Annotated in this window: 15 protein-coding genes and 1 pseudogene; 11 read left to right on the top strand and 5 right to left on the bottom strand. The window is 60.3% G+C overall.

All coding sequences use genetic code 11. The annotated features are described in order from the left end of the window. Positions 1-136 precede the first annotated feature (136 nt). Together CAF74_RS02235 and def are read left to right on the top strand one after the other, a co-directional pair. Positions 137-1,087: a YihY/virulence factor BrkB family protein gene (locus tag CAF74_RS02235; RefSeq protein WP_039766115.1), complete on the top strand. Its 951-nt coding sequence runs from the start codon at positions 137-139 to the stop codon at positions 1,085-1,087. A gap of 2 nt (positions 1,088-1,089) precedes the next feature. Beyond that, on the top strand, positions 1,090-1,629 hold the full coding sequence (gene def, locus CAF74_RS02230; RefSeq protein ID WP_085745175.1) for a peptide deformylase: 540 nt from the start codon (positions 1,090-1,092) through the stop codon (positions 1,627-1,629). Here the strand turns inward: def and CAF74_RS02225 are convergent, their stop codons facing one another. Then, a complete protein-coding gene (locus CAF74_RS02225) occupies positions 1,630-2,049 on the bottom strand; it encodes a GNAT family N-acetyltransferase (protein ID WP_085745174.1) in 420 nt (139 codons plus the stop codon). Between the two features lie 337 nt (positions 2,050-2,386). Here CAF74_RS02225 and CAF74_RS02220 point away from each other — a divergent pair, with 337 nt between their 5' ends. The 6 genes and pseudogenes from CAF74_RS02220 to CAF74_RS29530 all read left to right on the top strand — a co-directional run bounded on the left by CAF74_RS02220 (position 2,387) and on the right by CAF74_RS29530 (position 7,719). Continuing rightward, on the top strand, positions 2,387-3,328 hold the full coding sequence (locus CAF74_RS02220) for a fatty acid desaturase (RefSeq protein ID WP_085745173.1): 942 nt from the start codon (positions 2,387-2,389) through the stop codon (positions 3,326-3,328). A 7-nt stretch (positions 3,329-3,335) separates the two neighbouring features. Continuing rightward, positions 3,336-4,127, top strand: coding sequence for a phosphate/phosphite/phosphonate ABC transporter substrate-binding protein (locus CAF74_RS02215; RefSeq protein WP_085745172.1), 792 nt, complete (start codon positions 3,336-3,338; stop codon positions 4,125-4,127). Positions 4,128-4,254: 127 nt separating this feature from the next. After that, complete coding sequence (locus CAF74_RS02210; protein WP_085745171.1) at positions 4,255-4,800, top strand: sigma-70 family RNA polymerase sigma factor; 546 nt, start codon at positions 4,255-4,257, stop codon at positions 4,798-4,800. Then, positions 4,797-5,810 carry an ABC transporter substrate-binding protein gene (locus tag CAF74_RS02205; protein WP_085745170.1) on the top strand — a complete coding sequence of 338 codons (1,014 nt, stop codon included), beginning with the start codon at positions 4,797-4,799 and terminating at the stop codon, positions 5,808-5,810. Before CAF74_RS02210 ends, CAF74_RS02205 begins: the two co-directional genes overlap by 4 nt. Before the next feature lie 589 nt (positions 5,811-6,399). Beyond that, a pseudogene (locus CAF74_RS29535) lies at positions 6,400-7,170 on the top strand (PAS domain-containing protein); the annotation flags it as partial. Between the two features lie 9 nt (positions 7,171-7,179). Further along, the gene (locus tag CAF74_RS29530) at positions 7,180-7,719 is read left to right on the top strand and encodes a methyl-accepting chemotaxis protein (protein ID WP_371320920.1); all 540 of its coding nucleotides are present in this window, start codon (positions 7,180-7,182) and stop codon (positions 7,717-7,719) included. Between the two features lie 57 nt (positions 7,720-7,776). Here CAF74_RS29530 and CAF74_RS02195 read toward each other — a convergent pair whose 3' ends face one another. The 3 genes from CAF74_RS02195 to CAF74_RS02185 form a co-directional block, all read right to left on the bottom strand. Further along, the gene (locus CAF74_RS02195) at positions 7,777-8,343 is read right to left on the bottom strand and encodes a hypothetical protein (RefSeq protein WP_085745168.1); all 567 of its coding nucleotides are present in this window, start codon (positions 8,341-8,343) and stop codon (positions 7,777-7,779) included. A 153-nt stretch (positions 8,344-8,496) separates the two neighbouring features. After that, positions 8,497-9,918 (bottom strand): MFS transporter, encoded by a 1,422-nt coding sequence (locus CAF74_RS02190; protein WP_085745167.1) that lies wholly within the window; start codon positions 9,916-9,918, stop codon positions 8,497-8,499. A 125-nt stretch (positions 9,919-10,043) separates the two neighbouring features. Next, on the bottom strand, positions 10,044-10,484 hold the full coding sequence (locus CAF74_RS02185) for a PACE efflux transporter (protein ID WP_085745166.1): 441 nt from the start codon (positions 10,482-10,484) through the stop codon (positions 10,044-10,046). A 121-nt stretch (positions 10,485-10,605) separates the two neighbouring features. On the opposite strand from CAF74_RS02185, the gene CAF74_RS02180 reads away from it, so the two are divergent. After that, positions 10,606-11,478 (top strand): LysR family transcriptional regulator, encoded by an 873-nt coding sequence (locus CAF74_RS02180; RefSeq protein WP_085745165.1) that lies wholly within the window; start codon positions 10,606-10,608, stop codon positions 11,476-11,478. 51 nt (positions 11,479-11,529) lie between these two features. Here the strand turns inward: CAF74_RS02180 and CAF74_RS02175 are convergent, their stop codons facing one another. Next, entirely contained in the window at positions 11,530-12,561 is a 1,032-nt protein-coding gene (locus CAF74_RS02175; protein WP_039766142.1) for a LacI family DNA-binding transcriptional regulator, read from the bottom strand. A 216-nt stretch (positions 12,562-12,777) separates the two neighbouring features. Here CAF74_RS02175 and CAF74_RS02170 point away from each other — a divergent pair, with 216 nt between their 5' ends. Next, on the top strand, positions 12,778-13,311 hold the full coding sequence (locus tag CAF74_RS02170; protein ID WP_064598881.1) for a gluconokinase: 534 nt from the start codon (positions 12,778-12,780) through the stop codon (positions 13,309-13,311). Positions 13,312-13,393: 82 nt separating this feature from the next. Beyond that, a complete protein-coding gene (locus CAF74_RS02165; protein ID WP_085745164.1) occupies positions 13,394-14,746 on the top strand; it encodes a GntP family permease in 1,353 nt (450 codons plus the stop codon). The last annotated feature ends 83 nt before the right edge of the window (positions 14,747-14,829 follow it).

Here is a 14,829-nt window from a genome sequence, read left to right as displayed (position 1 = left end):
GCCGTTTTCGTGTCCCGTTCATATGCGGTCACGGATCACAGTGTTTCAAAGTCGCCAATTAAGCTACTTTGATGAGAGAAAAACGGCCCCTGAGTCGCCACGACTTCAACCTGTTTTGCGGCGAAAGGAGACGCGAATGATTTTTCCGGACATGAAAGGTCTGCCCCTGCACCGGGTGATGGTGCGCACGGTCACTGAATTCGTCGACGACGAGATGTCGACCTATGCCTCGGCACTGGCCTACCAGATGCTGTTCTCGCTGTTCCCGTTCATTCTGTTCCTGATTGCCCTGATCGGCTTCCTGCACCTGCCGGACTTCTTCTCCTGGCTGCGCCTGCAATCGGAGCTGGTATTGCCGCCCCAGGCGCTGGAACAGGTCAACCCGGTGATCGATCAACTGCAGCAGTCCAAGGGCGGCCTGCTTTCGGTCGGTATCGTCATCGCCCTGTACACCGCGTCTGCCGGCGTGCGCCTGATGATGAGTGCGATGAACGCCGCCTACGACGTGGTCGAAGGACGGCCCCTGTGGAAGCGCTTCCCGCTGTCGATCATCTACACCGTCGGCATCGCCGGCATGTTGCTGGTCGCCGCTGCGCTGATGGTGCTCGGTCCGCAGGTGATGGGCTGGATCGCCGCGCAGGTCGGGCTGGAAGAAGTCATCGTCACCCTGTGGACCATCGCCCGCTGGCCGGTGATCGTGATCCTGATGATGGTGGCCGTGGCGCTGATCTACTACGTAATGCCCGACGTCAAACAGGAGTTTCGCTTCATCACCCCGGGTTCGGTGCTGGCGGTGGTGGTGTGGATCATCGCGTCCCTGGGGTTCGCGTTCTACGTCAAGACATTCGCCAACTACAACGCCATGTATGGCAGCATCGGTGCGATCATCGTGCTGTTGCTGTATTTCTACATTTCCGCCGCCGTGTTGCTGCTCGGCGCGGAGATGAATGCGGTAATCGAACATATGTCCAGCGAGGGCAAGGATTCGGGCGAGAAAGTCCCCGGCGAACTCGATGAACATCCCAAACAACACGTTTCCGGCCTCGGGCGCGATCACTCGCTCAAGCCGAACACTGACGAAGCCTGATCATGATCCGTGAAATCCTGAAGATGGGCGACGAACGCCTGCTGCGCATCGCCCCGCCAGTGCCCGCCGAAATGCTCGACAGTCCGGAGTTGTGGCAACTGATTGACGACATGTTCCAGACCATGGAAAGCGTCGGCGGGGTTGGCCTGGCGGCACCGCAGATTGGCGTCGACCTGCAACTGGTGATCTTCGGTTTCGAGCACAGCGAGCGTTACCCGGACGCCGAAGCGGTGCCGCAGACGATCCTGATCAACCCGCTGATCACGCCGCTCAGTCCGTTGATGGAAGAGGGCTTCGAAGGTTGTCTATCGGTGCCCGGCCTGCGGGGCGCGGTGGATCGTTATCAGCAGATCCGTTACGAAGGCGTGGATCCCAAGGGCGAGCCGATTGTGCGTGTGGCCTCGGGCTTCCATGCGCGGGTGGTGCAGCATGAATGCGATCACCTGATCGGGCGGCTGTACCCGTCGCGCATTACCGATTTCAGCAAGTTCGGTTTCACCGAAGTGATGTTCCCGGACCTCGACCCCGACGCCGACGACTGACTAGTCCGCGCGCGGTGCCAGCTCCATGGCAATCATCGGTTTGCTCCGTGCATAACGGCTCAAGCGCTCGGCCATGGCTTGGGGCAGGGCGGGGTCGAAAGTGAAGCCGCGTCGCTCGTAGAAGCCGCGCAAGTCCGGGTGGCAGAACAGCCACACCGGCGCCTCGACGCCCTTCACCGCTTCGGCAATCAACTGCGCGGCAATGCCCTGTTCGCGACAGGCCGGATCGACGAACAACCCGGTCAGCCAATGCCCGCCGAACACCGGCCGCAGACACAGCGCCGCCACGATTTCTTCCCGCCGCGCCACCCACAATTGCGCCTCGCGCACCGCTTTCATCGACGATTGATGCTGGCGGTAGAACTTGTTCATCAAGGGCCAGGACAGGTCGTCGAGCTGGCTGTAACGGATGTCGGTCATGAATCGGACTGCCGGTGCAAAAGCCGCGGATTATAAAACAACGTGCCCGCCGGGATAGGTGTATACCTGATCTCACATCCCCTCTGAGTGGAGTACGCGTCATGTCCAAAGGTATGGATTCGAAGAAAGCCGCGAAGAAGAAACCGGCCAAGACCGCCATCGAAAAACGCCACGAGAAAAGGGCGAAGAAAGTCGACATCTTTGGCCATTGATCACGCCGTTCGGGAGCCCGGATTCGGGCTCCTGTCTTGTCCTTGAAAACAGCCTGAAAAAATAATCTGCAAGAATTTCCGTTGTCGTTGCACAGAAGGAATGGACTCCTCTTCCGAGCAACGCCATGGCCCATTACTTTGACGATCAGCATCGTCAGCAAATCGAAACCCTGCGCCAGCGCTTCACCGCCCGCACCGAGTGGCCGACCTGGCTGCTGCTGATCGGCGTCTACGGCGGCTGGTTCGCGATTGTGCTGGGCAGCGCACGGCTCGGCGTCTGGTGGAGCACGCTGCTGCTGATTCCGCTGCTGGTACTGTGGCTGTCGGTGCAGCACGAATTGCTCCACGGTCATCCGACGCGCTGGACCTTCGTCAACAAAGTCCTCGGCTATGCACCATTCGCGGTGTGGTATCCGTACACGCTCTATCGCGACAGCCATTTGCAGCACCATCGCGACGAAGACCTGACGATCCCCGGTGTCGATCCCGAAAGCCGTTATCTGAGCGCCGAACGCTGGCAGGGCAGTTCGCTGTTCGAACGCAGCCTGCACTGGCTGAACAAAACCGTATTGGGCCGCTTCATTCTTGGCGCGCCGCTGGCGTTGCTGGCGCTGGCCGGCGAAGAACTGCAACGCCTGAAAAACCGTGAACGCCAGGCCTGGCTGATGTGGCTGACCCACGGTGCCCTGACCGTACTGATGCTGTTTTTCATCGCCCGCTACAGTGTGTTGCCGATCTGGCATTACCTGTTTTTGATCAGCGTGCCGGCGCTGTCGACTGCGATGGTTCGCTCCTACTATGAACACCGGCCGCACACGCAACCGGAGCAGCGCACGGTGCTCAACGAAGCCGGATGGCCGTGGCGCTGGCTGTTCCTGAACCTGAATTTCCATCTGGTGCACCACGACTTGCCGAAGCTTTCGTGGTACGACTTGCCCGAGGCCTACCGCATGCGCCGGGAACAATGGGTGGCGCGCAGTGGCGGATTTCTGGTGCAAGGTTATGGGCAACTGTGGCGCCGGCACGGCATCAAGCCGATCGACAGCCCGCAGCATCCGTTTATTTGAGGCGACCATGACGTCAGGTTACGCAGAGCTATTGATGTACATCGCACCCGAGCCGATCCGCGCGGCGAACGAGCAGTGGCTGGCGCGGATCCTCGAACACCTCGGCCGTTCGCGGCTTGATGCCGACGGTCAGTCGTTGCTCGAACTCTGGCGCTCGCCTGAGTTGCTGCTGACCCAGACCTGCGGCTATCCGCTGATGACCGCGCTGCGTGGGCAGGTGAGGATTGTCGGCCGTCCGCGCTACGAATTGCCGGACGCCAGCGCCGGCAATCATTGCAGCCTGATCCTCGCCCGCGCCGATGATCCACGCCGCAGCCTGGCGGAGTTCTTCGACAGTCGCGGGGTGATCAACAGCGAAGACTCCAACAGCGGCATGAACCTGTTGCGTCAGCGTCTGGCGCCGTTGCACCGGGACGGCCAGTTTTTCGCCTCGGTCGGCATCAGTGGCGGTCACCGCGAAAGCCTGCTTTGGTTGCGCGAAGACCGTGCCGATCTGGCGGCCATCGACAGCGTGACCTTTGCGTACCTGGCGCAGTACGCCGCCGAAGAGGTCAGCGGATTGCGAGTGGTAGCGCGCAGCGCGTTCAGTCCGACATTGCCCTTCATCACTTCGGCCAGCACGACTGACGGACAGATCGAACACCTGCGCCGGGCCATGAACCGCAGTCTTCAAGACCTGCCCGATGTGGCCCGCACCCTCGGTTTGCCCGAAGTATTGCCCGCCAGCGAAAGCGATTACCTCGTCTTGCTGGATTACCAGCGCGAGGCCGAAGAACTGGGTTATGGCCGCTTGCGTTAGCGGCTTCTTGTAATTCACTAATGGAATATAAAAATTCTTTTTAAGTATTTTTAACGCATAAGGCACCTTGCTAGGATCGCGCCACCGGACGACCGGACATTCAGCGACCCTTTACCAAGGAGCCCCCATGTCCGGCGCCGACTCATCCCATCGCAATCATGTGAACACGTTGTTTCGCGACCACTACCAGTGGTTGTGCACACGTCTGCGTCGGCAATCGAATGATGCGGCCACGGCCGAAGACATCGCCGCCGAAACCTTCGCGCAACTGCTCGAAGCCCCCGGCCTGACCGCCATCCGCGAACCCCGCGCCTTGCTCACCACCATCGCCCAACGTCTGCTGTATGAGCGCTGGCGGCGGGGCGATCTTGAGCGTCGGCATCTGCACCAACTGCAACAAGGTGACCTCGATCACGCGCCGTCTCCCGAAGAACTCGCCGACCTGTCGCAGAGCCTCAAGCACCTGGACCGGACACTCCGGCGCCTGCCAGGCAAGGTGCGCTCGACCTTTCTGCTGGCGCGCATCGACGGCCTGACCTACCCGCAAATCGCTGCCGAACTGGGCATCTCCCAGCGTTCGGTGAGCCTGTACATGACCCGTTCCCAGGCCCTGTGCAACCGCCATAGCGCCAACCAAACCCTGATTTCCTCCCAGAACAAGAGGTCCGCATGAGATCGATCAAAACCCTGCTCGGCAGTTCGCTGCTGGCCCTGACCCTGACTGCCGGGCACGTCGTGGCAGCGGAAAAAACCGCGCCGATCCACTTCGGCGACATCACCTGGGAAAGCGGCAGCTTCATCACCGAAGTGCTGCGCCTGATCGTCGAAAAAGGCTACGGCTACCCGACGGACACGCTGCCGGGCAGCACCGTCAGCCTGGAAGCGGCGCTGGCGAAAAACGATATTCAAGTGATCGGCGAAGAGTGGGCCGGGCGCAGTCCGGCGTGGGTCAAGGCTGCCGCCGAGGGCAAAGTGTTCGGCCTCGGTGACACGGTGAAGGGCGCCACCGAGGGTTGGTGGGTGCCGGAGTACGTGATCAAGGGCGATCCCGAGCGCGGGATCAAACCGCTGGCACCGGAGCTGAAATCGGTGGCCGACCTGCCGCGCTACAAGGATGTGTTCAAGGACCCGGAAGACCCGAGCCGTGGGCGCTTCCTCAACAGCCCGACCGGCTGGACCTCGGAAATCGTCAACAGCCAGAAGCTCAAGGCGTATGCGCTGAACGACACCTTCGTCAACTTCCGCACCGGCTCCGGCGCGGCGCTGGATGCCGAGGTGGCGTCGTCGATCAAGCGCGGCAAACCGGTGCTGTTCTACTACTGGTCGCCGACGCCGCTGCTCGGTCGCTTCAAACTGGTGAAGCTGGAAGAGCCGCCGTTCGACGCCGAAGCCTGGAAAACCCTGGCCGACGCCAACAACCCCAACCCGAAAGGCACCCGCTCGATGCCGGCGAGCCTGGCGATTGGCGTGTCGGCGCCGTTCAAGGCGCAGTATCCGGAGCTGGTGACGTTCTTTGAGAAAGTCGATTTGCCGATCGATCTGCTGAACCAGACCCTGGCCGGGATGAGCGAGAAACGCCAGCAACCACGGCAGGTGGCCGAGGCGTTCCTGCGCGATCAGCCGCAAGTGTGGAAGCCTTGGGTGCCGGGTGATGTGGCAAACAAGGTGAGCGGGAGTCTGTAGTTCGTTTCTGATATTTCTGTAGTGCTGCACCGACACCATCGCGGGCAAGCCCGCTCCCACAAGGTTCTGCGCGATGTTCAAGCCTGCGTGGTACCTGTGGGAGCGTGGCTTGCCCGCGATGGCGTTCGACCAGACAAAACTTTTTTGCGCTGAACCGTTTCTCGTCCGCTTCCTGTCCGAATTCCCTCAGTACTGGCCGACTAGTGGCCTTGCGCAAGACTTCGTGCTGTCTATGCTCATTCATAACTAACTATGTCGAACGCCATCCAATGCGCTACGTCCGCTAGCGGTTACCGATCTCAAAGCTGCCAGAGTGCGCAATCCAAGGCACCGACACTTGACCGACAAGGAGCTGTTTTTTAAATGGAAGTTCTTCTGCATGTTAGGAATGGCCCGCCCGCGGGCTATCAAGAGAAGGATGTCTTGATTAGAGCGTCGTCGCATGGACTCTCCGATTAATCATCGTTTATCACCTGACAACTTCCTCCCGTGGAGGAAGGCGTGTGCCTGTTCTGTGGAACGTAGTGGTGGATTCTGAAAGACCTGAACTTTCATCAAATCAAAAGACCGCGCTCAAGGTGATCGAGACATGTTCAACCTACATCACAAGGCTGATCTGCAGGAAATCGAACGTTTCAGTTGTGCCCTGACCGAAGCCAACGCCAAGTTGGAGGCGATCAGCCGTTCGATGGCAATGATCGAATTCACCCCCGATGGCATCGTGCTGGATGCCAATGACAACTTCTGCAAGACCATGGGCTACAGCGCCGAAGAAGTGCGTGGCAAACATCACCGGATTTTTTGTGAAGAAGAATTTTATCGCAGCGAGGAATACGCCAAGTTGTGGCGTGACCTGGCCCGGGGCGAACCCATCAGCGGCACTTTCCTGCGCTTGAACAAAAGCGGCCGGGAGATCTGGCTCGAGGCCAGTTACATGCCGGTGTATGGCCCGGACAAACAGGTCCGCAGTGTGATCAAAGTGGCGTCGGACATAACGGCGCGCGTGAACAAGGAAAAGGAAGAAGAAAGCATGCTCGCTGCCATCGGCCGGTCGATGGCAGTGATCGAGTTCACTCCGGAAGGCAATGTGATCACGGCCAACGACAACTTCCTCAAGACCATGCAGTACTCGCTCAACGAAATCGTCGGCCATCACCACAGTCTTTTCTGTCACCGGGTCGAGGCCGAGTCCGCGCAGTACAAGGCGTTCTGGGCGTCGCTCAATCGCGGCGAATATCACTCGCACCGCTTCGAGCGCAAGAACAAGTCCGGGCAGACCGTTTACCTGGAAGCGTCGTACAACCCGCTGTTCGACGCCAAGGGCCGGCTGTACAAAGTGGTGAAGTTCGCCAGTGACATCACCCACCAGATGACCACCTTGCAGACTGCTGCGGAATCGGCCCACAGCACTTCGGTACAAAACGACGCCTGCGCGCAAAAAGGCTCACAGGTCGTGCAGCAAACGGTGCAGATCATTCAGGACATTTCCCGCGACCTCAACGAAGCGGCGCTGAGCATCGATGCGGTCAGCAAGCAGTCGGACATCATCGGCACCATCGTTCAGACCATTCGCGGGATCGCCGACCAGACCAACCTGCTGGCGCTCAACGCGGCCATCGAGGCGGCGCGGGCGGGCGAGCACGGGCGTGGTTTTGCGGTGGTGGCGGACGAGGTTCGCAGCCTCGCGGCGCGGACCAGCCAAGCGACCCTGGAGATCGTCGACGTGGTGCGCAAGAACCACGAGTTGTCATTGAGCGCAGTGTCGAGCATGCAGTCGAGCCTGAGCCGCACCGGGCTCGGGGTGGAACTGGCGAACGAGGCGGGCGACGCGATCCGGGAGATTCAGCAGGGCTCGCGGCATGTGGTGGATGCGATCAGTCAGTTCAACGAGACGTTGCAGTTGAACTGACGGTTTCACGGCTGAAAAAAGGATCCCCGTGGGGATCCTTTTTTATTGCACCGCTTTTCAGAGCGAAGCGAGGAACTTGTCAGCCGACTCGTCGCTGATCTTCGCCGAGTTGGCATCTTGCTTGTTCTGCTTCTCGGCTTCGGCCAGCTTCATCTTGTCCTGCAGTCGCTCGGCGATTTCTTTGCCGATGGCCAGTTGTTTCTCCGGCGGCATGGCTTTGATGTCGTCTTCGGTCAGACCCATTTCCTTGAGGATACTGTCGCGCAGACGCTGTTCCGGCGTTTTGCTCATGTAGTCCTTGAACTCGTCCAGGGCCGATGAGCCTGAGGATTTGCTCGGCGAAGTATCGGAGGTTTGCAGGGCGACACGGGTCTTGGCGAACGCTTCGTCGACGTTGTCGCTGATACGCGTGGCTTCGCTGACTTGCTGGGTCGCCAGTTGGGTGGCCGATTCCCGCACTTTGGCGGTGGCTTCGGCGGTTTGCGCCTGGGCCTGGTTTTGCAGGGTTTGCAGCATCGCGCCATGCAGACCGCCTTGCAGGCCGGCCGCGGCCGTGGCGGTTGCATCGTCATTCAGCGGCTTGGGCAGGTGAATGATTTGCTGTTGTTTTGCACTGACCAACATGATGAAAGGACCTGTAGGTAATGACTGTCAGCCCTAGGGAGCAATTACCATGCCTATCTAATAAGTTCTTTTATTTCAATGGCTTGTGGTTTTTGGTGAACCGGCAAAGCGGTCATCCCTTGCCGGAGGGCGGCAGAGGATGACCGTTGTCCGTCAGCGATGGGCGATGTTTTCCAGCGCCAGGTTACGGGTGCGAGGGCCGAAATAGCCGATGGTCAGCATCACGATCAACATGCTGGCGACGATGAACGCCAACACGCCCGGTGTGCCGAAGTGGTCGAGGAACAAACCGATCAACAGGCTGCTGAACACCGTCGACAAACGACTGAACGAATAGCAGAACCCCACCGCCCGGGCGCGGATGTTGGTGGGGAACAGTTCGCTCTGATAGGAGTGGTAACTGAAGCTCAGCCAGGCGTTGCAGAAGGTGATCATCACACCGCAGAAGATCAGGCCGAAGGCGCTGGTCTGCAGGGCGAACAAGGTGCCGAAGGTCATGGCGCCGAGGGCCGAGCCGACGATCTGCCATTTGTTCTCGAAGCGGTTGGCGAATTTGACGAACAGCAGCGGCCCGAGCGGGTAGGCGAGGGTGATGATGAACGCGTACATCAGGCTGTGAGTGACGCTGACACCCTGACCGGAGAGCAACGCCGGCAGCCAGTTGCCGAAGCCGAAGAAACCGATGGCCTGGAAGATGTGGAAGACGATCAGCATCAGCGCGCGACGCCGGTAAGGTGGCTGCCAGATATCGGCGAAACGGCCCTTGCCTTCGACGTCGACGGCTACCGCTTCCGGTGCATCCAGTGGCTGGTGGTGATCCTTTTCGCAGCGCGCCTCGATGCCGTCGAGAATCCGGTTCGCCTCATCGAAACGGCCATGCTGGGCCAGCCAGCGCGGCGACTCCGGCAGACGCTTGCGCAGCCACCAGATGAACAGCGCAAACACCGCGCTCGCCAGCACCACCCAACGCCAGCCGGACACCCCGAACGGCGCCTGCGGCACCAGCCACCAGGACATCAACGCCACTGCCGGTACCGACAGGAACTGCACGAAAAATGCGAAGGCAAACGCCGAACTACGCATGCGCTTGGGCACCAGTTCCGAGAGATAGGCGTCGATGGTCACCAGCTCGATGCCAAGGCCGATGCCCACCAGAAAACGCATGCAGATGATCCCCAGCGCCGAACTCTGCACGCCCATCAGCACCGTGGCCACGGTGTACCAGACCAGCGCGAAGGTGAAGATCGCCCGTCGCCCGAAACGATCCGCCATCGGGCTGAGCAGGCTGGCGCCGAGAAACAGGCCGAGGAACGTCGCCGAGGCAAACGCAGCCTGATCGGAGAAACCGAACACGCCCTGATTGCCGGTGGCGAAGATGCCGTCGTGGATCAGCCCGGGGCTGATGTAGGCGGTCTGGAACAGGTCGTAGAGTTCGAAGAAACCACCGATCGATAGCAGCGCCACCAGCCGCCAGATCGTGGCGACTGCCGGGAGGCGGTCGATGCGTGCAGAAATCTCGGCGGCGCGTATCGGGTCGATGCCGTCGCGTTGCGCGGCGGGGGCGTGTGCAGTCATGGGCAGATCCATTTTTTATTGATGGAAAAGCTTAGCCTGCTATCGGAAATCAATGATTGTTTATATCGGCGGTTGGCACGGGAAAACCGCCGATTTCTTGCAATATCCGCTTACCAATTAACGATTTATGTCGCGGGCTGTGGATCCGGCAATGCCGAGGCCGGAAGGCCGAACACCTTATCGAACAGCCAGTTGAACGCGAAGGTGTAGCAAGGGATGAACACGATCAGTGCCAGATCCAGCAGAAAGGCCTGCATCAGACTGATGTTCATCCACCACGCGATCAGCGGAATCAGAAACACGATCAGTGTCAGCTGGAAGCCGACGGCGTGGGCGATGCGCCGTTTTACCGTGCGGGTGCGCGACACCTGACGGCTTTCCCAGCGCTCGAACAGCGAGGTGTAGATGAAGTTCCAGGTCACGGCGATGGTGGTGATGATCACCGCCAGCGGGCCGGTGCTGCCGGGCGAGGTGCCGGACAACAGGGCCAGGCCCAGGGCCGAGAAGGTCATGCCGATCACTTCATAGAGCGACACATAGACCAGTTTGCGTTTGACGCCTTGCATGGGGAATTGCCTCTTTCTTGCGACTTGTGGCCAATGGGACTGGCGAAGGCGACGAAAGATAGCTTCAATATAGATGACAGAAAAAGTCAGTAGCTTTCAGTTTTATTGATAGGTGTGCGAAGTGAATTTCAACAGTGAAAGCATCGAGCTGTTTCTCGCCGTGATCGAACGCGGCTCGTTTTCCGCCGCTGCGAGGGCATTGGGCAGAGTCCCGTCGGCGGTGAGCATGGCCATCGGCAATCTGGAGGCGGAACTCGGTTACTCGCTGTTTGATCGCAGTCACCGCGAACCGCAACCCACGGCAATGGCGCTGTCGCTGGTGCCCCATGCTCGGTTGATCGCCGATCAGCTCAAGCAATTGCAGGTGCATGCGGTGCAGTTGTCGCTGGGGCTTGAGAGCAAATTGTCGATTGGCGTGGCGGCGGATATCGATCGCCGACGGTTGCTGACGGCGATCAAGGATCTCAGCGAGCGTCATCCGCTGCTCGACATCGAAGTGCTGACCGCGCCGCAGGACGATGTGCTGGCGATGCTTCACCGCGGCCGGGTCAGCGTGTGTCTGGCGTTCGCCGGGTTGAGCGTGAATGTGCTGGAGCGTTTTCAGTTTGTCGGCAGTGAGCGGATGATCGCCACGCTGGCGGCGGACAGTCCGTTGTTGCAGGGGCAGGATCTGTTTCTCGAGGATCTGGTGCATGTGCGGCAGATCGTCGTCGGCAGCCGCGACTTGCCGATCAGCGAAACCCGGCCGCTGGTGGCCGAGTCCCACTGGCGCACCGATAACCTGGAAACAGCGCTGGAAATGGTCGAGGCGGGATTGGGCTGGGGCAATTTTCCGCTGTCGGTGGTGCAGCCGTGGCTCGATAGCGGACGGCTGAAACGGTTGAACTTCCGCAATATCGAAAACGGCCTGGTGCTGCCGGTGCACGCGGTGTGGCTCAAGAGCCAGCCGTTGCAGAAGGGGGCGCTGGCGCTTGTTGAAATACTCGGTCGGTGATCGTTCCCACGCTCTGCGTGGGCACGATCAACAGGTTATTGCCGTGCGGGGTCAGGTGCTCTCGCGAATCTTCAGCTCGAACCCCATGTCTTCGACCGGCCGCGCCACGCTATTGCCGGCCATCAGCGTCAGCATCTGCTCCGCCGCACGTTTGCCGATCGCTTCGCGGGGCGTGTTGATGCTGCTCAGGCGCGGCACCATGTGTTCCGACATCGGCAGGTCGTTGAAGCCGAGGATCGCCACTTGCTCGGGGATCCTGATCCCGTTGCGCAGCGCTTCGAGCAGGGCGCCCTGAGCCAGGTCGTCGTTACCGAAGAAGATCGCATCGACATCCGGATGCGCCGCCAGCAGTTGCAGGAACAACTCGCCGCCCAGGCCCACGGACGATGAACGCGGGGTCAGCACTTCCAGATCCGGGTCGTAGCGACCGGCCTTCTGTAGCGCTTTGCGAAAGCCTTCGCCACGCAGCAGGGTGCGCTGATCGAGCTGCGCGCCGATGTACGCCAGACGCTTGCGGCCACGGGACAGCAAATGTTCGGCAGCCGTTTCCCCGGCGCTGAGCTGGGAGAAACCGACGCAGTTCACCCCGGCCGCGCTGTCCAGCTCCATCATGTACACGCAGGGAATGTTGCTGGCCTCGATCATCCGCCGCGAGCTTTCAGTGCGGTCGAAGCCGGTGAGCAGCAAACCGCGTGGCTGATAGGCCATGTAGTTGCGCAGCAGGTTTTCTTCTTCATCGCGGGAATAGTGGAAGTTGCCGATCAGCACCTCGAAACCTTTGGGCGTCAGTACCCGATGAATGGCTTCCAGGGTGTCGATGAACAACAGGTTGGACAGCGAAGGCACCAGAACCACCACCGAATGGCTCTGGGCCGAGGCCAGAGCGCGGGCGGCGGGGTTGACCACATAGTTGAGTTCCAGCGCGGCTTTCTGGACTTTCTCCACCAGTTCGGTGGCAACCGTGCTGACCCCACGCAGGGCGCGCGAGGCGGTAATCGGGCTGACGCCGGCCAGACGGGCGACTTCATTGAGGGTGGGACGGCCGGTGGTGCGGGTGTTTTTATCGTTTTTAGGGGTGGTCATCGGGCGGCTTGCCAAACAAAAATCAAGGCACTAAGGTAGCGCTGTCCTTATGCAGCTGCAAATGCGTAAGCGAGGTCCTGCCTGATCCTCGCTTTTTGGCGTACCGACAAAACCTGCTGCAACCCAAAAAAACGACAAGAAGGCGTCGGCAACTTCTGCCTGTGCACTAGAGTCATAGCTAGCAAAGGTAGCGCTGTCTGCGCGCTGAGGTGTTACATGAATCATCCCATCACCGCCCTGGTCATCATGGGCGTTGCCGGTTGCGGCAAGACGTGCGTCAGCGAGGCCCTGTGCCAATTGAGCGGCGCCACTGCCATTGAAGGCGATACTTTCCATCCGGCCGCGAACATCGAAAAGATGAGCGCGGGGATCCCCCTGAATGACGAAGACCGTGCCGGCTGGCTCGACAGCCTGTGCGATGAACTGCGTCGCGTCGATGCCCTGGGCGAACGCCCGGTGCTGACTTGCTCGGCCCTCAAACACAGTTATCGCGAAGTGCTGCGCAGCGCCTTGCCGGGCCTGGGTTTCGTGTTCCTCGAATTGACGCCTGAAGTCGCCGCCGAACGTGTGTCCCACCGTCCGGGCCACTTCATGCCGGCCACTTTGATCGAAAGCCAGTTCGCCACCCTCGAATCGCCCAAGGGCGAGCCGTTGACCCTGGCCCTGAATGCTTCGATCCACAGCGTTGAAGAACTGGCGTCGCAAGCCCACGTCTGGTGGCAGGCCCATGGCCTGAAACAGGCGGTATGAGTGTGATTGCGAAGATAGCGCTGTCCTTTCGACTTCTGATTAACCCGCTTTAATAACAACAACAAACCAGGAGACACCCCCAATGTTTGGCATGTCCCATGACGCCTATCTGCTGCTCGATGCAGTGGTTACGGTGATCGGACTCATCGTCCTGATCACCAAATTCAAGATTCACCCCTTCATTGCCCTGACCATCGCCGCCGCGTTCCTCGGCCTGACCTCCGGCATGCCGATCGGCACCATCATCAAGGCGTTCCAGGACGGCTTCGGTGGCGTGCTCGGTTTCGTCGGCATCATCCTTGCGCTGGGTACGATGCTCGGCAAGATGATGGCCGAATCCGGCGGTGCCGATCAGATCGCCCAGACCCTGATCCGCGCCTTTGGCAAGGACAAGGTTCAGTGGGCGATGATGTTCGCCGCGTTCCTGGTGGGCATTCCGCTGTTCTTCGAAATCGGCTTCGTGCTGCTGATTCCGCTGGTGTTCATCGTGGCTCGCCGCACCGGTGTGTCGATCATCAAGATCGGTATCCCGCTGCTCGCCGGCCTGTCCGCCGTGCACGGCCTGGTGCCGCCGCACCCGGGCCCGCTGCTGGCCATCGGCGTGTTCGGTGCCGACATCGGCAAGACCATTCTGTACGGTCTGATCGTCGCGCTGCCGACCGCCATCATTGCCGGTCCGATCTTCGGTACGTTCATCGCCAAGCACATTCCCGGTACGCCAAATCAGGAACTGGTCGATCAACTTGCCCGTGAGTCGGACTCGCAGGATCTGCCAAGTTTCGGCATCACCCTGGTCACCGTGCTGCTGCCGGTGTTCCTGATGCTGCTGAAAACCTTCGCCGACGTGGCGCTGCCGGACGGTCATTTCTTCCGCACCTGGATGGACATGATCGGTCACCCGATCTCGGCACTGTTGCTGGCATTGCTACTGTCGCTGTACACCTTCGGCTACAAGCAGGGCATCGGTTCTCAGCAGATGCTCAAATGGCTCGACGCGAGCCTGGCGCCAACTGCCGCGATCATCCTGATCATCGGTGCCGGCGGCGGCTTCAAGCAGATGCTGGTGACCAGCGGTGTGGGCGACGTGATCGGCCACATGGCGGTCAGCGCGCAGATCTCGCCGATCCTGCTGGCGTGGCTGGTGGCAGCGGTGATCCGCATCGCGACCGGTTCGGCCACCGTGGCGACCATCACGGGAGCGGGCATTGTGGTGCCGGTGGTGGGGATGATTCCGGGCGTGAACCGTGAGTTGCTGGTGCTGGCCACCGGTGCTGGCTCGCTGATCCTGTCCCACGTCAACGATGCCGGTTTCTGGCTGGTGAAGCAGTACTTCAACATGACCGTGGCCGAGACCTTCAAGACCTGGACGGCGATGGAAACCATCCTGTCGGTGGTGGGTTTGGGCTTTATTCTGTTGCTGTCGCTGTTCGTTTAACCTCGAACGCCAGACACAAAAAAACCGCAGCGATGCGGTTTTTTTGTGCCTGGATCGTTCCCACGCTCCGCGTGGGAATGCAG

The sequence above is a fragment of the Pseudomonas sp. R45(2017) genome (assembly GCF_002112305.1).
In the GTDB taxonomy this organism is placed as follows: domain Bacteria; phylum Pseudomonadota; class Gammaproteobacteria; order Pseudomonadales; family Pseudomonadaceae; genus Aquipseudomonas; species Aquipseudomonas paraglycinae.
Note: the sequence above shows the minus strand (reverse complement) of the source record. Positions and strands in the feature narration are given on the sequence as shown.